Raw genomic sequence first — 23,434 nt, forward strand, 5'->3', positions numbered from 1 at the left:
TTGTCAGGCGCCGTACAAGGTCTTCTTCCAAATCCGCGACAGCAGGGCGATGGCGTCCTCGTCGGTGATCGTCACGCCCAGGTCGGGCTTGCCGACGAACACGGTGGTGAAGTTCTCGAACAGCAGCGCGATGGCCGCCGCCGTGTGTTCCGGGTTGAGCTCGGTGCCGTAGCCCTGTTCTTGCGCCCGGCGCACCGAGGCGGCCACGATGTCCATCCCGAAACGCCGGAACTCGTTCTGCACATCGGCGAAGCGTTGCTGAGTGGCGGCCAGCTGCGCCACCGCGATCATGATGCCGATGTTCTGCTTGAACATGCCCCAGTAACCGGTGACCACGGAGGTGAAGAAAGCGTCGTCATCCGGCGATTCGGGCAGCTGAACCCGCAGCCCGGACGGCTCGACCACGTCATGCAGGAACGACTCCGCCAGGGCGGCCAGCAGGTCTTCCTTGTCGGTGAAGTAGCGGTAGAACACCGCCGACGACTTGCCCGCCGCTGAGGTGATATCGGCCAGGGTGGTCCCGTGAAATCCGCGCTCGGCGAACAACTTCCGGGCCGCCAGTTCGATGGCCTGACGCGTCTGCTGGCCCTTGGCGCTGAGCACTTCTGCCGGCATCAGGGGCGTATCCGGTCTCCCGCGCGCAGCAAGGCGCTCGGCAGGTCATGGCCGACGGCCGATTTCGCGACCTGCGCGGCGGCGATCGCGGCCGGCAGATCCACGTCGACCTCGAACCCGCTGTCGGTGAGTAGGTACACCAGGTCCTCGGTGGCGATGTTGCCGGTCGCCCCCGGCGCGAAGGGACAGCCGCCCAACCCACCCGCCGATGCGTCCAGTCGGGTGACACCGGCGGTGACCGCCGCATAAGCGCTGGCCAGACCGGCGCCCCGGGTGTTGTGGAAGTGGCCGCCCAGCGGCAGCTCGCCGATCACCGGATGTAGTTGCGATACAAGCGAAGTCACTCGTCCCGGAGTGGCGGTGCCGATGGTGTCGGCGATGCAGAACCGGTCAGCACCCCGTTCGCGCGCCGCGGCGGCGATCTCCAGCACCCGTTGCGGGGGAGTGGGTCCGTCGAACGGGCAGTCCCACGCGGTGGCGACGATGACCTCGACGGACGCGCGGGCGTGGTGGGCGATGGCGACGATCTCGCTGATCTGCTCGGTGGCCTGGGTGCTGGACCGCCCGACATTGGCCTGGCTGAAGGCGTCCGACGCCGCGACCACGTATTCGATGGACCGCAAGCCCGCGGCGACCGCGCGCCTGGCGCCGTTCGGGCTGGCCACCAGGGCGGAGAAGTCGATGTCGGGGAAGTTGTGCAATTCGGCGGCCAACTCGGCGGCATCGGCCATCGACGGCACCTTCGACGGCGACACGAACGCGGTGGCTTCTATCTCGCGTACGCCGGTGGCCGCCACCGCGGCCAACAGTTCCAGCTTGGCCGACAACGGGATTGGCTTCTCGATCTGTAGCCCGTCCCGCAGCGCCACCTCACGGATCTCAATGTGGCTCATACCACCTCCTCGGCCACCAGCTCGGCGATCTCGTCAGCCGTCTTGCCCAGCAGCCCCGTGTACACGTCTTCGTTGTGCTGCCCCGGGCGGGCGGGACCGGCACTGCGCACGCGGCCCGGAGATTCGGAAAGCACCGGCACGATGCCCGGACCGAGAACGTCCCGGCCCAGACGATCGTCGTGATGGGGCACCAGCATGTCGCGGGCACGCAGCTGCGGGTCGTTGACCACCTCGGCCACGGTGTTGATCGGCCCGGCGATCACGCCTGCGGCAGAGAGAGTTTCGATGATCTCGCCGGGCTGGCGCCGGGCGGCCCAGGCGCCGATGATCTCGTCCAGTTCGTCCTGGTTGCGCCCGCGCGCGCCGTGCGTGGCGAACCGGTCATCGGTGACCAGCTCCGGACGCTCCATCGCCTTGCACAACCGGGCGAACACGGTATCCTGGTTGGCGGCGATCACCACCCACGAGCCGTCGGCGCTCTGATAGATGTTCGACGGCGCGATGCCTTCCAGCCGGGTTCCCGACGGCCCGCGCACCACGCCGCCGACGTCATAGTCGGGGATGGTGGATTCCTGCACGGCTAAACAGGATTCGGTCAGGGCGACATCGACCACCTGACCGTGGCCGGTGACGCTGCGGCGGTAGAGAGCCGCGAGGGCGCCCTGGGCGCCGAACATGCCGGCCAGCGTGTCGCCCAGCGACAACGCGAGCCGGGGTGGTGGTCCACCGGGGAAACCGTTGAGGTGGCGCAGCCCGCTGGCCGCCTCGGCGACCGACGCATAACCGGCCTTGCGTGCGTCGGGGCCGGTCTGTCCGTAGCCGGAGACCCGGACCAGGATGATGCCCGGATTGCGTTCGCTGAGCACGTCGTAACCCAGGTTCCACTTCTCTAGTGTTCCGGGCCGGAAGTTCTCCACCACGATGTCGGACTTCTCGACCAGTTCCAGGAACAGGGCGCGACCGTGCGGCTTGCGCAAGTCGAGGGTGATGGCCCGTTTGTTGCGGGCGTGTACGGTCCAGAACACGCGGTGGCCATCCACTTCGGCCTGGCCCCAGGTCCGCAGCGGGTCGGGAGCGCCGGGGGGTTCCACCTTGATGACGTCGGCGCCCATGTCGCCGAGTAGGCGGCCGACGAACGGCCCGGCGATCAGGGTGCCGAGTTCAAGCACCCGGATGCCCTCCAGAGCGCCGGCCATCAAACCCCCGCGAAGTCGTGCCGGCTCAGCCAGTCGGTGACGATCTCGACCGCCTGCCGCAGCTTGTCGCGCTGGTCGGGTCCCGCGTAATAGTGTGTGGCGCCGGGGATTTCGTGCATCTCCTTGTCCGGGTGCCCGATCGCCTCGTAGAGCCGACGGGTGTGGCTGGGTGTGCATGCATCGTCGCCCAGGTTACCGATCACCAGGGCCGGGATCGCGAGATCCTTCCCGCACGCTACGCCGTCGCCCCGGGCCTCGTCATAGCTCCACTGCGAAAGCCAGCCCCGCAGCGTCGAGAACCGGGCCAGGCCGACCGGGCTCATGTTCACCACCTGCGGGTCACCCAGGTAACAGGTACCCGGGGTGCGCTCGTTCGGGTCGACGGTGGGATCCAGCCAGCGGGGGTCGGCCATGGTGCCGTGCACGACGAAGCAGAACTCGTCATCCGGTCTACCGGCCGCTTTCAACTCGGCCAGCTTGTCGCGGACCCACGCCGTGATCCGGCGGTTGCGGTCGATCTGCGCCTGCCGGTAGCGGGACAGGAACTCCTCGGTGTAGGGCGGCTGGTTGGGGTTGTCCGGGTTGTAGAGATCCAGCTCGGGGTCGCGCTTGGTCGGGTCGGCCTCGTCGAGAATGGACGCGTCCAGCCACTCGGTCAGCGTGCCGTGCCGGCTGATGTGCGCGGCCAGCAGCATGATCCCGTCGGCGGGTGGCAGTTCGAGCCGGGTCAGATCCGGGCCATCGCCGGACGGACTGGAGGTGATGGTCGCGTGCTGGGCCTGCTGCTGATAAAACACCGACAGCGAGCCCCCGCCGCTCCAGCCGGCCAGTACCACCTTGCGATAACCCAACCTGTTCTTGGCGTCCTTGAGGCATTCGCCGAGATCCTCGACAACCTTCTCCATCAGCAACGACGAATCGGTGCCGCGGAATCGGCTGTTGCAGTAGATGACGTGGTGGCCGGCCCGGGCCAGCGCGTTGATCATCGGCAGGTACGCGCCGCCACCGATCGGATGCATGAAGACCAACACGGTGTCCGACGGCTTGTCCTTCGGCCTGAGCAGATAACTCTCCAGCACGGTGATCTCCGCGAGACCGCCGTAGACGTCGCGAACCCCGGAATTGTTCTGGAAGGCAACGAGATAGGGAATGCGCTCGTAGTCGTGTTTCATGAGTGCTGCCCCAGGTCGTGAGCCAGCACTTCGGCGGACGGTGTCAGCCGGCGGCGGGTGTCGATCGCGATCACCTGCCAGTCGACGCGGGAGTACTCGTCGAACTTGCGCCGCGCGCGTTCGCGTGCCTTCTCCGGTGCGCCGTGGTGAACCCCCTGGGGCGCATGGGATATCAGGCCCGGCGGCATCGGGATGCCGTAGAGCGAGCCGCCATGGAAGAACGCGATCTCGTCGTAGTCGACGTTGCGGTGATACCAGGGCGTGCGTTCGGTACCCGGCACGCCTTCGGCCGGTTTGGGCAGGAAGTTCATCACGTAGACACCGGTGGCCTGCATGAAGAGATGGACGGTCGGCGGCAGGTGCATGCTGTCGGAGGTGACGACGTTGTAGTCGGCGATATTGAAGGTGAACGCGAAGTTGTCGCCGCGCCAGCCTTCGACATCGATCGGATTGTGTTGGTAATAAAGAATAGTGGTCGACCCAGCATCTCCCGATTCCCGATGAATGAGCCGGACTTCGTACTCGTCCCGGTCGTCATCGTCGATCGGTGCCGGATCGGGGATGACGGCCTGTGACGGGTCGAAGGGGAAGTGCCGTCCCAACGGGCCGGGCGGCGGCACCCGGAACTCGTCGGTGGCTTCGATCATCAGCACCGTACTCTCGGTGTCCGGGATCTGGCGCCAGGTGGTCGCTTTCGGGATGTAGACCCAGTCACCTTCCCGGTAGCGCAGCGGCCCGAACTCGGTCTCCAGCAGACCGGCGCCGTTGTGCACGAAACACAGCAGGTCGCCGTCGACGTGCCGGGTGTAGAACGGCATCGCCTCGTGGCGCCGGCTCAGCAGCACCCGGCAGTCGGCGTTGCTGAACATCAACAGCGGTCCGCCGTTGGCGTCGGTGGCATCGCTGGGCTTGAGTTGGTCGGCCAGCACATCGAGGGGGCGCAGCGGACCGACCGCGCGGTATGCCGTGGGGTCGTTCCGGCGGTAGATGTTGGCGGTGCGTCCGGCGAAGCCGCCGCGACCCAGCTCGTCGTCTTTGAGGCCGTCGAGGTCGGCGTGCACACGCCGCGGTGTCCTGCCTTTACGCAGGTGGACGAATGATTCCATGGTCGACTCCCGGGCTGTCGGCGGCAGAAAGTAAAAGTGACATTACTTTTCTTTACTGCGCGAGGCAAGGCTGGCGACCGCGCTAGCCGCAACGAGCTTTATCAGCGGTGGTCCGCGCACGGCCAGTAACGCCGGACCCTCTGGCTATCAGCGCACCCGAAGTACTCAGGGGCCACCCACGAACTCTTCAGCCGATTGATGCCCTCGGATCGAGGCTATGGTTGTCCCTGAGAGCCAATGTCGAGGTGGGGCAACCATGGCGACAGCGTCAACCGAGGCGACACGCCTACCGCCGCTGTTACGTGCGCCAAAAGCTCTGCAAGGCATCGCATTTCTATTGGCCCGGCGCAAGGTGGTCGCTGCGCTAGGCCGTCGCCACGGCAACATGTTCACGCTCGATCTGCCCCTGTTCGGCCAGACAGTCGTGGTCGGCGATCCGGATCACATCAAGGATCTGTTCGGCACGAGCCGGGAACTGTTGTGCCGCTCGGAGGTCAACCTCGGCAAGGTCTTCGGCCCCGGATCGATGTTCAACCTCTCCGGCGACGAACACCTCAAGCGGCGACGCTTACTCTCACCGCCGTTCCATTCCATGCATGTCGCCGAATATCGGCACATCATCACCGAAGAGGTCCGTAGCGAATCCGCGAACTGGCCGGAAGGGCAGGAGTTCGAAACGCTGCCGGCGATGACGCGCATCGTCCTTCGCTCGCTCTTGCGCGTCGTAGTCGGGGCCGAAGGCGCCGCGCTCGACCAACTGTGCGCGCTCCTGCCGCCCGCGGTGGCGCTCGGCGCGCGTATCGGACTGTTGCCACCGATCGTCCGCAAGGACTACGGCCCGTGGAGCCCGGGCGCCCGTCTGCTGCGCAACCGCGGCAAGTTCGACGACGCCGTCTGCTCGATCATCGCGCAGACGCGCGCGGACCCCCGGTTCGAACAGCGCGGCGACGTGCTGGCGATCCTGTTGCAGGCTCGCTACGACAACGGCGAGCCGATGTCGGATAGGCATATCGCCGACGAATTGCTCAGCCTGCTGACCGCCGGCTATGAGACAACCGCCGCGACCCTGGCGTGGGCGATCGAAAGACTGAGGCGGCATCCGCAGTTGTTGGCCCGGCTCACCGCTGAAGTCGACGCTGGTGAATCGCAATTACTCCAGGCCACGATCTGGGAAGTGCAACGCAGCCGGCCGGTCTCCGACGTCGCACAACGACGCACGGCAACGCGAATCAGATTGGGGGAGTGGGTGATACCAGAAGGGATCACCCTGATGATCAATGTCGCGCTGGCCCACTCGTCGGAAGAATGCTTCGCCGACGCCGACTCGTTCAATCCGGACCGCTTCATCGACACGGGTCAGAAGCCCATCGGTTGGATTCCCTACGGCGGCGGATTCCAACGTTGTATCGGGGCAGCGTTCGCGCACATGGCAATGGACACCACGCTGCGCACGCTACTGCAAGAATTTCGGCTGGTGCCCACAAATGCCCCGGGTGAGAAACCGCGCGATCACGGTGTGATCTTCGCGCCGGATCGCGGCGCTGTAGCGGTAGTCCACCGGCGAACGAAGGCGGACTCCGGCACGACTGTCTGAGCGGCGTTTCTCGCAAGAAGATAGCCGTCGTATTCGAGCCCCTATGCCGCCTGATCAGCGATACTGTTGCCTATGCGCCAGTAGAAGGGGGACTTTCTGCACGTGCTGACAACGAGGGAACGCGCTGTCGTCGCTGCTATCGCCGAGGCGTTCTTCCCCGCGCGTGAGCCGATCGGGATCGACGGCAACGCTGCGGGTGCGGTCAGCTATGTCGACACGATGCTGTCTGGATTAGCACTGCCACTGAGCATCCAGCTACGGTGCCTGCTGCTCGCCTTCGAAGTGGGCACTGCCCTTACCAGTCGGGGAGCGCTGTTCTCGGCGGTTCCACTAGACGAACGCGTCGCGCGGCTGCAGGCGTGGGAACGTGCCGACCACTACACCCAGCGCGCCCTGTATTCGGCGTTGCGCTGGATCTTCACCCTCGCTTATCTGGCCGACCCCGAGGTCCAGCGACGAATCGGTCTGCCAGAGTCCGACGCGCATCCGCCGGCGCCGGTGCGACGTCCCGGGGCGCCGCGGCGTCTTCGTCGCGGCCCACGGGTGAAGCGACTTGAGCGACGCTTCAACACCGATCAACTCGTCACCGGGATCGAGATCCCCCAGTGGCTCCGTCTGCTCGACGGCGCGCGTTTCCGGGTAAGCGCCCGCTATCTGCACCGCATTGCCTGGATCACCGGCTGGAGCACCGTCGCCACCACCGTCGGCACCATCGAGCGTCGCCGCTACGACCGGCGCATCGCATCGACCCCTATCGATCCGCCCCCGATCTTCATCCTCGGACACTGGCGCAGCGGTACAACTCACCTGCACAACCTGCTCGGCCGCGACCCGGACAACACGTATCCCACTGTCTACCAAGTGGTTTTCCCTACCGCGTTCATCCTCACCGGCAGTTCCATTCCCCGTCTGACCGCCGGATTGCTGCCCGAGACCCGTGGCTACGACAACGTCGCGCAGGGTTGGGGCGAGGCGGCCGAAGACGAAATCGCGCTGGCCAAGCTGACTGGGCTGTCGCCGTATCTTGCGTTCATGCTGCCCGACCTGCTGCCCCGCTACGAACGGTACTTCGATTTCATGCAGGCACGTGAGGACGAGCGCGACGAGTGGAAGGCGGCGTTGCGCTGGTTCGTCGGCAAGGTCCGTCTGCATTCCGGGGGACGACGTCCGGTCATCAAAAGCTGCGCTCACATGGCCAGGATCCGGATGCTGCTCGATGTCTTCCCCGACGCCAAATTCGTTCACATCCATCGCAATCCGTTCACGGTCGCGGCGTCCACGATCCACATGCGCGAGCAGACCGACTGGGAGAACTTTCTGCAGGTGCCCGAGGTGGCCTTCGTCGAGAATCTGCCGACGCAGGTGGCCGTCGTCGGGCAACGGCTGTTCGAGCGCTTCTTCGAGGACCGCGCACTCATTGCGCCGGAGAACTACATCGAGGTTGCCTACCCTGACCTGTGCGCGCGTCCGCGCGAAGTGCTCGACGGCATCTATCGACACCTCGACATTCCACGCGGTGAGCACTACGACGCCACCATCGATGGTTACCTGGACGGTCTGCGCGGATACCGGACCAACAAGTTGAGCATCGACGACGAACTCGCCGACTTGGTGCGCGATCACTGGAAATTCGTGTTCGACGAGTACGGCTACTCGATTGATCACCGATCATGACGTTTCACGAGTTCGTCGAGGAGCACCTGCACTCCAGCACACACCTGTCCAGGCGTCATGTGCATCCCAAGCTGCTGTACATGTTCGAACTCGCCGGCATGGACGCCGTTTTCACCCGAGCCAGCGGTGCGCACCTGTGGACCGAGGACGGGCGCAAATTCCTGGATCTGCTGAGTGGCGGGGGAGTGCACTTCATCGGGCGCAATCACCCGCAGGTCCGCGCCGCCCTGCGCGACGTCCTCGATATGGAGCTGCCCAATCTGTCCGTCGCCAACGCATCGGTGTTGGGCGGCCTGCTGGCCGAGCGATTGATCTCCCTGGCCGGGCCGCAATTCAAGAAGGTGGTGTTCGCCAACTCCGGCACCGAGGCAACGGAGATCTGCGTCCGGTTCACCCGCCAGGCCACCGGTCGGCGTCGTTACCTGTATCTGGACGGGGCATTTCACGGGCGCACCTATGCCGCGATTTCGCTCTGCGGCTTCGACGAGATGAAGATCACCGCGGATCCGCTGATGCCGACATGTACGCCCCTGCCGCGCAACGATATTGATGCCTTACGCCGCGAGCTGAGCTACGGCGACGTTGCCGCCTTCGTCGTCGAAGCGGTGCAAGGCATGACCTGTGAAGTCGTGTCGGCCGAATACCTGCGCGAAGCGCAACAGCTCTGCGCGCAGTACGGCACGGCGCTGGTCATGGACGAGGTGCAGACGGGTCTCGGACGGCTCGGTCACTGGTTCGGGTGCCACGGAGCCGGCGTACAGCCGGACATGCTCACCGTCAGCAAGGCCCTGTCCGGTGGCCAGGCGCCGGTGAGCGCGGTGTTGCTGACCCAGGATATCTACGACCGCGTGTACGCCGCTTTCAAGTCCGGGCCCATCTACATTTCGACGTTCGCCGAAAACAACCTAGCCATGGCCGCCGGGCTGGCGACCCTCGATGTGCTCGAAGATCTAGACGCGCCCAATCGTGCCCGCGATCTGTCCGACAAGTTCCGCAGTGGCTTAAAGGATTTGGCTGATCGCTATGACGTCATCGACCGAATCACGGGGCAGGGCCTGATCATCGGCGTGGTGTTCAAGAAGTCGGCGAACCTGGCGCTGAGGGTGCAGCAGACGCTGATGGGTATCGGGGATCCGGGGGCGTTTGCGGCCGCGGTGCACATTGATCTGCATCGCCGCGGAATCCTGGTGCAGATACCGGGATTCAACCTCAACATGATCAAGCTGCTGCCGCCGGTGACCCTCACAGACGATGATGTGCGGTTGTTTCTGCGCGAGTTCGAAGAGGTGCTCGCCGCGTATCGGCGGCCCACTTCTGGTCCGGTCGTCGCCATGGCAGGCGGCGTCACACGGCACGTACTGAACGAAGCGCGGACCAAGCTGCAGGCGCGTCGGCCCGCGCCCGACGGCGATCTTAAGAAAGACCAGAAGAAAACCGCACGCGTACAGGAGCATTCGGACTACCAGGGCGCGCTGGCCCTGGACTGCGATGTTTGTGTGGTCGGCTCGGGACCGGCCGGCACGATGCTCGCGCGTCGGTTGGCGATCGCGGGACTCGACGTCGTGGTACTCGAAGCAGGAGCGGCGATGCGCCAGCGCGACCGGGGCGCTGAGGCCGGCGAGATGTTCACCCGGTGGTTCTGGGACGGCGGAATGCGCACCACGCGTGGCAATGTCGTCATACCCACCCTGCAGGCGCGATGTCTCGGCGGCGGTTCGGTCGTGAATTCCGGCATCTGCATGCGGGCGCCCGATTTTGTGTTCCAGAAGTGGGCAACCGAGCACGGCGTCGACGGGGTCACGTCTGCAGATATGGCCCGCCACTACGACGCGGTCGAGAAGTTCCTGGGTGTTCGCCCAGTCCAGGCAGACGTGCAAGGTCGACGCAATGAGCTGTTCCGTGACGGGGCCGAAGCGCTTGGCTACCAGGTGGAACCGCTGCGTCGAAACGAGCATGACTGCCGCGGTTCGGGCCAGTGCATCGTGGGATGCCCGACCGGGGCGAAGCAGTCGATGGACCGTCGCGGAATTCCCGAACTACTGCAAGCCGGTGGCCGCGTATACACCTCAGTACACGTCGATCGTCTACTGCGACAGGGTAATCGGGTGCGCGGGGTGGGCGGCGCCGCGATCGATCCGACCACCGGGCGGCGCACACGTCGGGTGCGGGTCAACGCGAGATGCACGGTGCTGGCCGCCGGCGCTTTCGCCTCACCGCAAATCTTGCAGCGCAGCGGACACAGTGCGGATGCCCTGGGCCGCAACGTTCGGATGCATCCGGGCCTGATGGTCATGGGGATCTTCGACGAGGACATCTCCCCATGGAACGGCGCGACGCAGGGTTTTCACGTCACCGGATTCCTCGAGGAAGGCATCAAGCTCGAGTCGATCTGGGCGACCCCGTCGATTCTGGGCATGATGCACCCGGGCATCGGCGAAGGCTTTGTGCGATCGCTGGCCGATTACGCACATGTGGCGACTTGGACCGTGTGGGTGAACGGGCAGGATTCGGTCGGACACGTGCGGGCGAGGCCGCGCGGAGCGGCGAGCCTGCGTTACGACGTCGGGGCCGGTGACGTCCGCCGCATGCAGGAGGGCGCTGCACGGTTGGCTGAGATGTTCGCGGCCGCAGGTGCCCGCAGTGTTGTGCCAGGGATGCACGGCTTGGCCCCGCGTTACGACGCTGCCGAGGCAGCGGATGCGATCCGTGCAGCGCACCTGGCGGCGCAGGACTTTCGCGTCGTCGCGAACCATGTCTTCGGGTCGACGGCGATGGGAGCGGACCCGCAGCGTCACGTCACGGACTCCTGGGGGGCGGTATACGGCCTTGAGAACGTATACGTCTGTGACACAGGGCTTTTCCCGTCGAGCCCATCGGCCAACCCGATGCTCACGGCGATGGCTCTTGCCGACCGTCAGGCGGACATGCTGGAGCGGCAGTACGGGCGCTGAGCACGGTGGCCGGGCGTCACGGCCGGACGCGCAGCACCACTTTGCCCTTGGCGCTTCGGTTTTCCAGCGATGCCACCGCTGCCGCCGCCTCTTCCAACGGGAAGACCTCCGGCTCCGGCGCGGCGAGCTTGCCCGAGGTGAACAGGTCCTCGAGGGCCGCCCACTGCTCTTCAAGCGCCCCGGGGTGCCGGCCGGCCCAGGCGCCCCAGCCGACGCCAACCACGTCAATGTTGTTCAGCAGCAACCGGTTTACTTTCACCGTGGGAATCTCCCCACCGGTGAAGCCGATCACCAGCAACCGTCCGGCCGGAGCCAGCGAGCGCAGCGAATCGGTGAAGCGGTCGCCGCCGACGGGATCCACCACGATGTCGACGCCGCGGCCACCGGTCAATTCCTTGACCGCGTCCTTGAAGCCGTCGGCCAGCACCACGTCGGTGGCGCCGGCGGCCGTGGCGATCTGGCCCTTCTCCTCGGAGCTGACCACCGCGATCACCCGCGATGCGCCCAGTGCCGGGGCCAGTCGCAGTGCCGACGTGCCGATACCGCCGGCGGCACCGTGCACCAGCACCGTCTCGCCCGCTTGCAACCGACCGCGGACGGCCAGCGAGAAGTACACCGTCAAGTCGTTGAACAGCACCCCGGCGCCGGCCTCGAAGCTGAGGTTGTCGGGCAGCTTGAACAGCCGGTCGGGCGCCAGCAGCGCGACCTCGGCCATGCCGCCGGTCAGCATCGTCAGGCCGAGCACCCGATCGCCGGCCTGGACGTGCGCGCCCTCCGGTGCCGAGCGCACCACGCCGGCGATCTCCGCGCCCAGCGTGAACGGCGGATCCGGCCGGTACTGGTACAGGCCGCGGGTGAGCAGCGCATCCGGGAACGCCACCCCGGCGGCGTGCACGTCGACCACCACACCGTCACCGGTGGGTTCGTCGATCTCTGTCACCTCAATCGCATCCGGACCATCGAGCCGAGTCACCCGTGCTGCGCGCATGCCGATCACCCTACTTCCGGATCAGAACCCGCCCGCAACCCGTACGACGGCACGCCCCGTGAACGCCCCGGCGCGCAACTGGTCGAGCACACCGACCACGTCCTTGACGTCGACCTCGGTGGTCACGGCATCCAGGTGACGCGGCCGCAGCGAATCACCAAGCCGCGCCCACAGCTCGCGGCGCGGACCGATCGGCAGTTGCACCGAGTCGATGCCGAGCAGCGCGATGCCGCGCAGGATGAATGGCATCACCGTGGTGTGCAGCGCCACGCCTCCGGTGAGTCCGCTGGCGGCCACCGCGCCGCGGTAGTCCACAGCGCTGAGCACATCGGCCAGCGTCGCCCCGCCGACGCAATCCACGCCGGCCGCCCAGCGCGTCTTGGCCAGCGGCCGCGGCTTGGCGTCCGGGTCCGCCGGCAACCGGCCGATAACCTCGGCAGCGCCAAGCTCTTTGAGCAGTCTCTCGGCTTGGGGCTTGCCGGTGGACGCCACCACCTGATAACCGGCAGCGGCCAGCAGGTCCACGCTGACGGTGCCGACTCCGCCCGATGCGCCGGTGACCACGACGGGCCCGTCCCCGGGCGCGACACCCCAGTCGGTGAGGGCCTGCACGCTCATCGCCGCCGTGAAGCCCGCGGTGCCGATCGCCGCGCCGTCGCGCGGGTTCAGCGCACCGAGCGACACGACCTGGTCGGCGGGCAGGCGCGCGTACTCGGCGTAACCGCCGTGATGACCGGTGCCGATCTGGTAGCCGTGCGCGACCACGGCGTCACCGACGGCGAAGTCCGGTGACTGTGAGTCGACCACCTCGCCGGTCAGGTCGATGCCGGGCACGACCGGATATTTGCGCACCACCCCGCCGCCGGGCGTCAGCGCGAGCGCGTCCTTGAAGTTCACACTGGAATAGAGCACCCGAATCGTCACTTCGCCCGGTGGCAGGTCGGCTTCGGAAAGTGTCTCCACCCGCGCGGAAATCTGCTCGCCGTCTTGATGCGCCACCAGCGCGGGGAATTTCTCCATGGGATTCGACGCTAGCCCCAGTTATGGATTCCTTCCCACTTGGTCGCTTTTCGGTTGCCCGGGTCGGCTTCGGAGCGATGCAACTGCCCGGACCCGGCGTGTTCGGCCCGCCCCGTGACCGCGACGCGGCGCTCGCCGTGCTGCGCCGCGCCGTCGAACTCGGCGTCGACCACATCGACACCGCCCAGTTCTACGGGCCGGACGTCGCCAACGAACTGATCCGGGAGGCTTTGCATCCCTACCCGGAGAACCTGGCCCTGGTGAGCAAGGTCGGCGGACGGCGCGACGAGGCCGGTGCCTGGTTGCCGCTCGCCGATCCCGCTGACCTGCGCGCCGATCTGGAGGCCAACCTGCGCACGCTGGGTGTCGATCAGCTGGCGGTGGTGAACCTGCGGCTGATGGACAGCAACGAGCCCGATGAGCTGTTCGATGAACAGCTCTCGGTGATGATCACGGCCCGCGACGAGGGACTGATCGGTGGTATCGGGCTCAGCGAGATCACCCACCGGCATCTGCTGCACGCGCTGGATCGCACCGAGATCGCTTGCGTTCAAAACGCTTTCAACCTCGTCGACCGGTCGTCGGCTCCGGTGCTGGAGGAATGCACGGCCCGCGGCATCGCGTTCGTGCCGTTCTTCCCGCTCGGCTCGGCCTTCTCGCCGTCGAACCCGGTGCTGGGCCACGAACTGGTGCGCAGTGCCGCGGAGCGACTGGGGTACACACCGGCTCAGGTCGCGCTCGCCTGGACGTTGGGTGTGGCGCCCAATGTGCTGCTGATTCCCGGCACGTCGTCGGTCGCGCACCTGGAAGAGAACCTGGCTGTCAGGGACATCGCACTCGACGACGAGTTACGCGCGCAACTGGACGCGGTGGCTTAGCGGCCTTTCGCCGAGCGTGCACTGACGGCGGCAAAATCGCGAAAATCTCACCGTCAGTTCACGTTCGGCGAAGAAAGTCCGTCGCCAGCGCGCCGACGTCGATGCCCGGAAAGCTCTCCAGGTTGTCGCTGAACATCTTCCCCACGAATGACGGCGCGAACGGGAAGTCCGAGCCGAACGCGATGTGACCGGGCTTGGCGAACGCCAGCAGCGACGGCAGCGCCGCCGGACTCGACGACAGCGCGGTGTCGAAATAGAAGTCCGACAGTTCCCCGAGTACAGCGAACGGGTCGCGGCCGGTATCGGCGGTAATCGCCATGGCCATCCGGTAACTGGCGTAGGGGACGAACCCGCCCGCGTGGCTGAGGATGAACGTGATGTCGGGATAACGCTGACGTATCCCGTTGCGCACCAGAAGAAAAGCCGCGCGCGTGGTGTCCAGCAGGAAATCCGTGGCCCATGGCGTAACACCGGGAACCGTCGGACCCGGTAGCTCGGCCGGGTGGACGAACACCACCGCCGCGCGCTCGTTCAGGGCGGCGAACAACGGGTCCTGCCCGTCCTCACCGAGGTACACGCCGCTGTTGTTGGCCAGCAGCACCACCCCGTCTGCCCGCAGGTCATCCAGCGCGCGGGACGCCTCTGTCACGGCCGCGTCCAGGTGGGGCAGCGGAACCGTGGCGAACAAGCCGAACTGGCCGGGATGAGTCGACACCAGTTCGGCGCCATAGTCATTGACGTCACGAGCCAGGGCCGCCGCCGATGCCGCGGCGGGAAGAAAGGTGGTGCCGGGAGCGGACACCGAGAGGATGGCGGTGTCAACGCCGAGTTCGGCCATCGTCTGCAGCGATTCCTGCGGACTCCAGTCCGGCACGTCGCGCCCGCCGGCACCGTCGATTCCCGCCGTCCGCAACGCCTTACGGTAGAAGTCGGGAATCATGTGGTGGTGGGTGTCGATTCGGCCCATGTACTTTCCCCCGGATATTTGTCCCGTAGTGATCGCTACGGTAATCTTGAGTGAGTTCCGGAGTCAAGGGGAGTTGCATGGCCGCCAAGAAGACCGAGCGCAAGCGCAGGGCCGACGGCGAACTGTCGCGCACCCGGATCCTGGACGCAGCCACCGAGATCGCGGCCGAACGTGGCTATGAGGGCACCAGCATCGGGCTGGTCAGCGCGAAGTGCGGGTTGCCGGCCAGCTCGATCTATTGGCATTTCAAGGACAAAGACGACCTGATCGCCGCGGTCATCGAGCGCAGCTTCGGCACCTGGCTGACCGCGTGGAACCTCGTGCCGCCGACGTCGGATACCGACCCGCAGGAGCAGATCCTGGGGCTGACGGACAGGACCGCCAAGGTGCTGCTCGAGGCACCGGACTTCCTGCGGCTGGGGCTGATGCTGGCCCTGGAGCGCCGCCCCACCGAACCGCGGGCGAAGACCATGTTCACCCAGGTTCGGGCGCGCGCGTTCGACCAACTCAAGGAGACGTTCCGAGCGGTTATGCCGCAGTTGACCGAGCCCCACGTGCACCAACTCGCCGCCTATGCGCTGGCCGGCGCCGACGGTCTGTTCATCGCTAAAGAACTCGGCGGTGACGCGGTCGACCTGATCGCGTTGTTCGAGTTGCACGGGCGGGCTATCTACGAGCTCGCCCGGCAACTCACTTGAGTTCGGCGGACGACAGGCCGAGGAGCCGGCGGGCCACCACCAGCTGCTGAATCTGTTGCGTCCCTTCGAAGATGTCCAGGATCTTGGAGTCGCGGCCCCACTTCTCCAGCAGCATCTGCTCGGAATATCCGGTGGTTCCGGCCAATTCGACCGTCTTGAGGGTGACGTCGCTGGCCATCCGGCCGGCCTTGGCCTTGCTCATGGACGCTTCTTTGGAGTTGGGAATGCTGTTGTCGGCCTGCCATGCCGCGCGCAGCGACAGCAGATAGGCGGCCTCCCAGTCCGATTCCATCCGGAGGAACTCTGCGGCCGCGGCGCTCTGAACGTGTGCGGGGCGGTCGTAGTCGATCTCGACTCCAGCGTCGGTGAGGATCTTACGGATTTCCTCCAGCGCCGCGCGCCCGATACCGACGGCCATGGCGGCGACGATCGGCCGGGTGTTGTCGAAGGTCTCCATCACACCCGAGAAGCCTTTGCCGACTTCGATTTCCGGGTTGCCGAGCAGATTCTCCTTGGGGATGCGCGCGTTATCGAACCGGATAGCAGCGGTATCCGACCCCTTGATGCCGAGCTTGTGTTCGAGCCGTTCGACGGTGACACCGGGGTGCTCGCGCGGCACGATGAAGGACTTGATCGCCGCGCGGCCCTTCGACTTGTCCAGTGTCGCCCACACCACGATGTGGGTGGCACGCGAACCGGCTGTGACATAGATCTTTTCGCCGTTGATCACATACTCGTCGCCATCGAGCTTAGCGGTGGTGGTCACCGCGGCCGAGTCGGAACCGAAGCCCGGTTCGGTGATCGCCATGGCCGCCCACACCTTGCCCAGGCGCTCGAGTTGCTCCTCGGTGGCCACCGCTGAGATCGCGGCGTTGCCCAACCCCTGATAGGGGATGGACAGCATCATCGCCACGTCGCCCCAGCTGGCCTCGAGAGTCTGCACGAGAGCAGCCATGTTCGCGCCGTTGTGGTTGTCGTCCTTCTTGTCGCTGCCGCGCAGCTCACCGGCGCCGGCGAAGCTGAACGACTCGGACGCGCCCTCGAAAAGGTTGATCAGCGTGTCGAGTTCGACCGGGTAGGCGTGCTCCCGAAGGTCGTACTTGCGGGCGATGGGCCGTACCAGCTCGGCGACGCCCTGATGGGTCTTGGTGACTACCGCCTGCAGCTTGCCCGGCAGCTCGAGATTGATTGCCATGATTGCTCTTTCGCTGTTGACGTATACGAGTTAGATGACGACTACACCCTCGGCCACGCCGATGGCCCGCAGATCGCGGTACCAGCGCTCGACCGGGTGTTCCTTGGTGAAGCCGTGGCCGCCGAGCAGCTGCACGCCGTCCAGGCCGATCTGCATGCCCTTGTCGGACGCAAATCGCTTGGCCAGCGCCGCTTCCCGGGCGAACGCCAGGCCTTGCTCGGCCCGGGACGCGCCGCGCCAGGTGATCAGCCGCAGTCCGTCCAGCTCGATGGCGATGTTGGCGCACATGAAAGCCACCGCCTGGCGACGCGCGATCGGCTCGCCGAAGGCTTCGCGTTCCTTCACATAGGGGACGACGTAGTCGAGCACCGCGTGCGAGGTGCCGACAGCCAGTGCCGCCCAGCCCAGCCGGGCCAGTGCGATCGCCTCGGAGTAGTCCTCGTCACTGGCCGCGTCTTCACCCAGCCGGGCGTGCAGCGGCACCGAAACGCCGTTCAGCTCAACCTGTCCGAGCGCCGCGGCGCGGATTCCCATGCTCGGGTCCGCCTTGACGGACAGGCCCTGGGCGGAGGATTCGACGATGAACAACGCCGGCTTGCCGTTGAGCTGGGCGGCGACGATGAACAACTCGGCGTCGGCCGCGGCCGGCACCAGCGACTTAACGCCGTCGAGGCGGTAGCCGGACGGGGTGCGCACCGCGGTGGTCCGCAGCCGCGTCGGGTCGAAGAGCGGGTGCGGCTCGGCGATGGCCACGCAGGCCTGCGGGACGCTTTCGCCGGCGAACTCCCGCAGGTACGTCGCCTGCTGATCGGCGCTGCCCCAATGGGTCAGCGCCGCCGCGACGCCGCCGGGCGCCAGGATGGGCAGCGCCTGACCCATGTCGCCGTAGGCCAGCGCCTCGGCCACCAGCACGTTGGTCACCGCGGAGCGGTGCTCGGCGATGCCGTCGAAGTCCTCGGGGATGTTGATCGCGGTAATGCCCAGTTCGGCGGCCTTGGCGATCAGGCCGGCGGGGTAGGTCGCGGCCTCGTCGGCGTCGTGGGCCGCCGGGCGCAGGATCTCCGCGGCGAATTCCTCGACGGTTTCCACGATCAGTCTCTGATCGTCGTCAGGGGTGAGGTCGAAGTAGTTCTTGCCGCTCGACTTCAGCCGGGTCGGCGTGCCGCGCAGGCTCTGCACCCGCTTGAACTGCCGACCGGCGGCGGCGGTGGTGGAGAACACCTGTTTGGTGCCATAGCGCAGCGTCCGGTTGAGCGGCTCGCGCAGGTTGTACTTGTCCAGGAAATCCTGGCCGACCAGCGGCGTCAGCAACGCGATGGCGATGTCGACGCCGGTGCGCTTGTGCGGTTTCATGCCGATGGTCGTCTGGGGGTCACGCCGCTTCTTGGAGCGGCTGCCGGAAGCAGGAAGTGTGTCGGTCATATCAGCAGCCTCTGTCGTTGGGGCGATGCGAATAACCGTATCTTACTCCGGAGTAAGATAGATGGCACGTGTTAGCTAGTTCACAGCCGGTCGCAGCCGATCCAGCACGCGCTCGTGCAGCAGTCCGTTGGTCGCGACCGCGCTGCCGCCGTGCGGGCCCGCGGTGCCGTCGAGGCTGGTGAACCGCCCACCCGCTTCGTGCACCAGAACGTCGAGGGCGGCCAGATCCCAGACCGACACCTCGGGTTCGGCGGCGATGTCCACCGCGCCTTCGGCAAGCAGGCAGTAGGACAGAAAGTCGCCGTAGGCCCGCACCCGCCAGACGGAATCGGTGAGATCGATGAATTGCCCGCGCAGCCCGAGCGCGGCCCAGCCGGTCAAGCTGGAGAACGACAGGCTCGCCGAATCCAGTTCTGCCACAGCCGAAACCGACAATCGTCTGGACTGAGCGCCGGCTACCGACGCGAACGCGCCCTGCCCGCGCGCCGCCCACCACCGTCGCTGCAGGGCGGGGGCGCTCACCACTCCGACGACCGGGATGCCGTCCTCGAGTAGTGCGATGAGGCTGGCCCACACCGGAACTCCGCGCACGAAGTTCTTGGTGCCGTCGATCGGATCGATGATCCACTGCCGGCCGTGCCAAGTCGTGGTTCCGCCGAACTCCTCGCCCAGGACGCTGTCGCCGGGCCGCCCGCCGGCGATCGCGTCCCGCAGTTCGGTCTCCACGGCTTCATCGGCGTCGGTCACCGGGGTCAGGTCGGGTTTGGTGTCGACGCGCAGGTCGAGTGCGCCGAAGCGGGCGCGGGTCAGCTCGTCCGCCCGGTCGGCCAGCTCCAGCGCGAACTGCAGATCGGTCTGGTTCACGCCAGCAGTCCTACCATGGCCAGATGTGGGAATTCATGGTGCTGCTCCTGCTGGTGGCGGTGCTGGTGGTGTTTCTGGCGCCGCGGTTCATCCGTCCCGGCCCGCGCGGTGCCCTGGCCAGCGGCACGCTGCTGGTCACCGGAGTCAGCTCGCGGGCCGCCGATGACCCCGACGCTGATGCGGGCGAGCAGTTCGTCACCATCTCCGGCGTCATCAACGGACCCACCGTCAACGAGCATGCGGTATATCGGCGCATGGTCGTCACCGCAGACCAGTGGCCGGTCACCGGCCAGCAGTTCCCCGTCGTGTATTCGCCGAATAACCCGGACAACTGGAACTTCGCGCCCCCCGAGCCGCCCGGGCCCGCGCCGCCCGAGCCGCTGGACGACTGATGCGTCAGCCGACCGCGGGCGACGGCCACATCACCCGCAGCCGGCGTCCGTACCGGGGCACCACGATCGACGCCCGGGATGCTCTCAGCCCAGGCACTCCCGGCACGCCCAGCCCGGAGCCGGCCGGCTCGGCGGTCCCGGCGAAACTCGGCAGCGCACCCCGCAACGGCGCGCTGGACGGCCCGGCCCAGCTTGCCGGTACCGACATCGAGCCGACCGTGCTGGCTCGCGACAGTGTCGCGGTCACCTGACCCAGGGCGGTCCCGGCGCGGACCACGGACGCGCTCGCCTGGGGCGCGGGGGCAACGACGGCTGTCTCCGCGGTCAGCGCGGGCAACATGCCCAGCTTGTCCTCGGCTCCGATGACTCCGCATGCGGTCAGATCGAGTTTGGCGGTGCAGCCGATCGCGGTGCCCACGACGCGGATCTCGTCGAACACGGTGACATCGAGATAGAACAACGACGACGGGTCGAGCGCCGTGTACAGCGCCTGCAGCGACCGGTCGGCGGTGGACGAGCCTTGCGCGGCGGCGGTGCCAACAGAACGTGGTGAGGTGAACGGCGTCAGCTCCGATGCCGCGGCGGAGCCGGCCGCGTACCCGTACATCGCGGCGGCGTCCTGCGCCCAGTACTCGGCGTATTGCGCCTCGGTGGCGGCGATCGCCGCGGTGTTCTGGCCGAAGAAATTCGTGGCGATCAGCGCCGCCAGCTGGACACGGTTGGTCGCGACCACCGGCGGTGGCACCGTCATAGCGTGCGCCAACTCGTAGGCGGCCGCCGCCGCCCGGACCTGCATGGCGGTCTGCCGCGTCTGCCCGCCGGTGGCCTGCAGCCAGGCCAGGTAAGGGACGGCGGCCGCCGCCATCGCCGCCGACGCCGGCCCTTGCCAGTGCAACGCGGTCAAAGTCGAAAGCACCGATTGACAACTCAGGGCCGTGGTTTCCAGCTCCGCGGCCAGCGAGTCCCAGCTTGCGGCGGCCGCGAGCAACGACCCGGATCCGGGGCCGCTGTACATCCGCCCGGAGTTCACCTCCGGCGGCAGGAAAGCGAAATCGGTCATCCAGCGGCCGGCGGGCGCGCCATCACGGTCAGCCGGGCACCGTACCGCGGCGGGGCTCCGGCACCTCGCGCCGACGTCCCGGCCGGCAATCCGGGATAGCCGGGGTACCCGGACACCACCGCGTCCTCGGTCCCCGGAATCACGGTGAACCCGGCCGGTTCCAGCGCCGAGAACCGGCTCGTCGATGGTGCGGCCCAGCTGGCCGGCACCGACATCTGCCCGATCGTGCCGGCCCGGCTTAGGGTCGCGGTGACATTACCCAGACCCGCGCCGACGACCGGTGGCGGCGGCACCGCGGCGGCTACGGGGGCGACCTCGGACGCCAGCGCCGCGCCCGCCTTGGGGAGCACGCCCAGGTTGTTCTCGACGCCGATGACCCCGGCCGCGAACGCCTCCAGGTAGTACGTGGAGTTGATCGACGTGCCGACGGCCGCGATGACATCCAGCGCGGTCAGATCGTCGGGGATGATCGATCCGGTCAGTGACTGCAGTCCCTGGGTCGCCGCATCGATCAACTGCGACACCGGGTCTGACGCGGCGGCGCTCGCGTTGGCCTGGCTGACCGCCGCCTGTTGAGCGGCTACCCCGGTCTGGTTGGCCGTCTGCGCGGGGGAGGAGAACTGCGGCAACAGCTGGGTCAGCGCCTGCGACGACGCGGCATAGCCGTACATGGCGGCGGCGTCCTGGGCCCAGTAGTCGGCGTACTGCGCTTCGGTGGCAGCGATGGCTGCGGTGTTCTGGCCCAACAGGTTCGTCGCGATCAGGGAGGTGAGCTGAGTACGGTTGACCGCCACTGCCGGCGGCGGCACCGTCATCGCGTAGGCCTGCTCGAAGGTCGCGGCGGCGGCCCTGGCCTGTGCGGCCGTCTGTTTGGTCTGTTCGGCGGTGGCTTGCAGCCAACCCGCATAGTGGACGGCGGCGGCCGTCATAGCCTGCGACGCGGGTCCGCTCCACTGCCAGGTGGCAAGGGCGGTGAGCACCGCTCCGTACCCCGCTGCCGTGGTGGCGAGTTCGGCGGCCAGCGCATCCCAGCTGCCGGCGGCGGTCAGGAACGAAGTCGGGCCGGGGCCGGTGTACATCCTCGCCGAGTTGACCTCCGGCGGAAGAAAGGCGTAATCCATTGTGTCTCTTCTCCTTCGTGGTGTACGCATCAACTACCAGGCGAGCCCCCTGGCGGAACAGCATTTGATTCAGTCAGGTGTTTTCCGGCGGCGTGAACCAAACCTGCCAAGACCGGCGACCAAAGTAAGGCGAATTCGGCAAATTTCTGATGCCGTCAGCGTGAATTCCGGTCAGATGGATTCAATCGGCACCAGATGTGCCGGGTGGTCACCCGCGGTTGTTGACGTTGTCCAGCACGCCACGCAACGTTTCCGGGTTGCGCAGGAACGGCGTGATGATGTCGACCGGCAACGGAAAGACCACGGTTGAATTCTGGTCCGCACCGAGCTCCAAAAGAGTTTGTAGATAGCGCAATTGCAGAGATGCCGGACTCTTGGACAGGGTCTCGGCGGCTTGGCGCAACTCCTCGGACGCCTGCAGTTCCCCGCGCGCGTTGATCACCTTGGCGCGGCGCTCGCGTTCGGCCTCGGCCTCGCGGGCCATCGCCCGCTGCATCGACTCGGGGATCTCGACATCCTTGATCTCGACGACCCGCACCTGCACCCCCCACGGCTCGGTCATCTGCTCGATGATGGTGCGCAGGTCGCTGTTGAGGTCCTCGCGGTGTGCGAGCAGGGTGTCCAGGTCGGCGCGGCCCAGCAGCGAGCGCAGCGTGGTCTGGGCGATCTGTGAGGTGGCCACCGCGTAGTTCTCCACCGCCAGAATCGCTTTCAGCGGCTCGGTGACCGCGAACATCACCACCGCGTTCACCCGGGCCGGCACGTTGTCGCGGGTGATCACCTCCTGAGGCGGAATGGTCAGTGTCACCAGACGTTGATCGACGCGAATCATCTTGTCCACCAGCGGAATGAGGAATCGCAAACCGGGTTCGTACAGGGGGCGCACGTGGCCCATCCGGAACACCACCCCCCGTTCGTACTCGCGCAGCACCGCCAGTGACGGCACGGCAACCACGGCCAGCACCACGATCACGACGCCAATCACGCCCAATGCCAGCCCGGTCATGTCCGGTCCTCCTTGCCTGCCCAGCCGCCCCAGCGGGTGGAATAGCGATCGATCGCGGCGGCCACCTGATCCTCGATCGCGGTGCGGTGCGGCAGGTGGTCAGGCGCGTTGGCCGGGGTGTTCCACAGGTGCCGGGCCAGGGGCAGACCGAGCAGCAGCACGACCGTGATGGTGCCGGTCAAGACCAGGAGCTCGGACAGCGAGTGGTTGGCGATCATCGTCGCAAGTGGCAGCACAATACCGAATCCCGCTACGCTGCAGGCGATTCCGCGATGAAAGCGGCCTGCTTCCGAATGCGGCCACGGGTCGACTTCGCGGCTGATCTCCCGGCCGTGATCCGAGGTGGTGCAGCCGGCTTTGGCCGGGCAACTGTTGCACACCACCGGCAACGCGCGGTACCGCATCACCCGGTGTTTGGGATCGAATGACGTCGGCCACAGCCATTGATCCTGTGGGCACACCCAGGCGTCATGGTCGGGCCGGTAACTGAATTGTCCGGTGCGCCAAGCCGCGGCGCGGGCCGAGGCGTGTCGTGCCATCGCGTCGAAACACCATCCGACGGCCAGCAGCATCAACGAGTATCCGGCGATCAGCCACACCGAGGTGGCAGGCATGGACACAG

Annotated in this window: 21 protein-coding genes; 6 read left to right on the plus strand and 15 right to left on the minus strand. The window is 66.8% G+C overall.

Annotated features, from left to right (window positions below; all coding sequences use genetic code 11):
• Window positions 1-3: 3 nt before the first annotated feature.
• From C0J29_RS08255 to C0J29_RS08275, 5 genes are read right to left on the minus strand one after another with little or no spacing between them, the layout of a single operon-like run.
• Window positions 4-615 carry a TetR/AcrR family transcriptional regulator gene (locus C0J29_RS08255; RefSeq protein ID WP_065163709.1) on the minus strand — a complete coding sequence of 204 codons (612 nt, stop codon included), beginning with the start codon at window positions 613-615 and terminating at the stop codon, window positions 4-6.
• Window positions 615-1,508, minus strand: coding sequence for a hydroxymethylglutaryl-CoA lyase (locus C0J29_RS08260; RefSeq protein ID WP_120792002.1), 894 nt, complete (start codon window positions 1,506-1,508; stop codon window positions 615-617). Before C0J29_RS08260 ends, C0J29_RS08255 begins: the two co-directional genes overlap by 1 nt.
• Window positions 1,505-2,704 (minus strand): CaiB/BaiF CoA transferase family protein, encoded by a 1,200-nt coding sequence (locus C0J29_RS08265; protein WP_120792003.1) that lies wholly within the window; start codon window positions 2,702-2,704, stop codon window positions 1,505-1,507. The genes C0J29_RS08260 and C0J29_RS08265 overlap by 4 nt, the downstream gene beginning before the upstream one ends.
• Window positions 2,704-3,876 (minus strand): alpha/beta hydrolase, encoded by a 1,173-nt coding sequence (locus tag C0J29_RS08270; protein WP_120792004.1) that lies wholly within the window; start codon window positions 3,874-3,876, stop codon window positions 2,704-2,706. Before C0J29_RS08270 ends, C0J29_RS08265 begins: the two co-directional genes overlap by 1 nt.
• Window positions 3,873-4,982, minus strand: a complete 1,110-nt coding sequence (locus C0J29_RS08275; RefSeq protein ID WP_120792005.1) for a homogentisate 1,2-dioxygenase — start codon at window positions 4,980-4,982, stop codon at window positions 3,873-3,875. Before C0J29_RS08275 ends, C0J29_RS08270 begins: the two co-directional genes overlap by 4 nt.
• A gap of 256 nt (window positions 4,983-5,238) precedes the next feature.
• Between C0J29_RS08275 and C0J29_RS08280 the strand changes: the two genes are divergently transcribed.
• From C0J29_RS08280 to C0J29_RS08290, 3 genes are all read left to right on the plus strand, one after another.
• Window positions 5,239-6,576, plus strand: coding sequence for a cytochrome P450 (locus tag C0J29_RS08280; protein WP_120792006.1), 1,338 nt, complete (start codon window positions 5,239-5,241; stop codon window positions 6,574-6,576).
• Between the two features lie 102 nt (window positions 6,577-6,678).
• Window positions 6,679-8,250 carry a sulfotransferase gene (locus tag C0J29_RS08285; RefSeq protein ID WP_120792007.1) on the plus strand — a complete coding sequence of 524 codons (1,572 nt, stop codon included), beginning with the start codon at window positions 6,679-6,681 and terminating at the stop codon, window positions 8,248-8,250.
• Window positions 8,247-11,201, plus strand: a complete 2,955-nt coding sequence (locus C0J29_RS08290; RefSeq protein ID WP_120792008.1) for an aminotransferase class III-fold pyridoxal phosphate-dependent enzyme — start codon at window positions 8,247-8,249, stop codon at window positions 11,199-11,201. Before C0J29_RS08285 ends, C0J29_RS08290 begins: the two co-directional genes overlap by 4 nt.
• 16 nt (window positions 11,202-11,217) lie before the next feature.
• On the opposite strand, the gene C0J29_RS08295 is transcribed toward C0J29_RS08290, so the two are convergent.
• Window positions 11,218-12,189, minus strand: a complete 972-nt coding sequence (locus C0J29_RS08295; protein ID WP_120794627.1) for an NADPH:quinone oxidoreductase family protein — start codon at window positions 12,187-12,189, stop codon at window positions 11,218-11,220.
• A 21-nt stretch (window positions 12,190-12,210) separates the two neighbouring features.
• Window positions 12,211-13,209, minus strand: a complete 999-nt coding sequence (locus tag C0J29_RS08300; protein ID WP_120792009.1) for an acrylyl-CoA reductase family protein — start codon at window positions 13,207-13,209, stop codon at window positions 12,211-12,213.
• 23 nt (window positions 13,210-13,232) lie between these two features.
• Between C0J29_RS08300 and C0J29_RS08305 the strand changes: the two genes are divergently transcribed.
• Window positions 13,233-14,087, plus strand: a complete 855-nt coding sequence (locus tag C0J29_RS08305; protein ID WP_065043504.1) for an oxidoreductase — start codon at window positions 13,233-13,235, stop codon at window positions 14,085-14,087.
• 58 nt (window positions 14,088-14,145) lie between these two features.
• Here C0J29_RS08305 and C0J29_RS08310 read toward each other — a convergent pair whose 3' ends face one another.
• A complete protein-coding gene (locus tag C0J29_RS08310) occupies window positions 14,146-15,054 on the minus strand; it encodes an amidohydrolase family protein (protein WP_120792010.1) in 909 nt (302 codons plus the stop codon).
• A gap of 77 nt (window positions 15,055-15,131) precedes the next feature.
• Between C0J29_RS08310 and C0J29_RS08315 the strand changes: the two genes are divergently transcribed.
• Window positions 15,132-15,752 carry a TetR/AcrR family transcriptional regulator gene (locus C0J29_RS08315; protein ID WP_120792011.1) on the plus strand — a complete coding sequence of 207 codons (621 nt, stop codon included), beginning with the start codon at window positions 15,132-15,134 and terminating at the stop codon, window positions 15,750-15,752.
• Here C0J29_RS08315 and C0J29_RS08320 read toward each other — a convergent pair.
• From C0J29_RS08320 to hisN, 3 genes are all read right to left on the minus strand, one after another.
• Window positions 15,745-16,947 carry an acyl-CoA dehydrogenase family protein gene (locus C0J29_RS08320; RefSeq protein WP_120792012.1) on the minus strand — a complete coding sequence of 401 codons (1,203 nt, stop codon included), beginning with the start codon at window positions 16,945-16,947 and terminating at the stop codon, window positions 15,745-15,747. The two genes, C0J29_RS08315 and C0J29_RS08320, sit on opposite strands and share 8 nt — an antisense overlap.
• Window positions 16,948-16,977: 30 nt before the next feature.
• A complete protein-coding gene (locus tag C0J29_RS08325) occupies window positions 16,978-18,369 on the minus strand; it encodes an acyl-CoA dehydrogenase family protein (protein ID WP_120792013.1) in 1,392 nt (463 codons plus the stop codon).
• Window positions 18,370-18,444: 75 nt separating this feature from the next.
• Entirely contained in the window at window positions 18,445-19,233 is a 789-nt protein-coding gene (hisN, locus tag C0J29_RS08330) for a histidinol-phosphatase (RefSeq protein WP_120792014.1), read from the minus strand.
• Between the two features lie 23 nt (window positions 19,234-19,256).
• Here hisN and C0J29_RS08335 point away from each other — a divergent pair, with 23 nt between their 5' ends.
• A complete protein-coding gene (locus C0J29_RS08335) occupies window positions 19,257-19,625 on the plus strand; it encodes a hypothetical protein (RefSeq protein ID WP_120792015.1) in 369 nt (122 codons plus the stop codon).
• Window positions 19,626-19,629: 4 nt separating this feature from the next.
• Here C0J29_RS08335 and C0J29_RS08340 read toward each other — a convergent pair whose 3' ends face one another.
• The 4 genes from C0J29_RS08340 to C0J29_RS08355 all read right to left on the minus strand — a co-directional run bounded on the left by C0J29_RS08340 (window position 19,630) and on the right by C0J29_RS08355 (window position 23,432).
• The gene (locus tag C0J29_RS08340) at window positions 19,630-20,685 is read right to left on the minus strand and encodes a PPE family protein (RefSeq protein WP_120792016.1); all 1,056 of its coding nucleotides are present in this window, start codon (window positions 20,683-20,685) and stop codon (window positions 19,630-19,632) included.
• On the minus strand, window positions 20,682-21,806 hold the full coding sequence (locus C0J29_RS08345) for a PPE family protein (protein ID WP_120792017.1): 1,125 nt from the start codon (window positions 21,804-21,806) through the stop codon (window positions 20,682-20,684). The genes C0J29_RS08340 and C0J29_RS08345 overlap by 4 nt, the downstream gene beginning before the upstream one ends.
• A 208-nt stretch (window positions 21,807-22,014) precedes the next feature.
• The gene (locus tag C0J29_RS08350; RefSeq protein WP_065163694.1) at window positions 22,015-22,812 is read right to left on the minus strand and encodes a slipin family protein; all 798 of its coding nucleotides are present in this window, start codon (window positions 22,810-22,812) and stop codon (window positions 22,015-22,017) included.
• A complete protein-coding gene (locus C0J29_RS08355; RefSeq protein WP_065043496.1) occupies window positions 22,809-23,432 on the minus strand; it encodes a hypothetical protein in 624 nt (207 codons plus the stop codon). Before C0J29_RS08355 ends, C0J29_RS08350 begins: the two co-directional genes overlap by 4 nt.
• Window positions 23,433-23,434: the final 2 nt, after the last annotated feature.

Origin of the sequence: Mycobacterium paragordonae (genome assembly GCF_003614435.1) — a bacterium.
Lineage (GTDB): Bacteria > Actinomycetota > Actinomycetes > Mycobacteriales > Mycobacteriaceae > Mycobacterium > Mycobacterium paragordonae.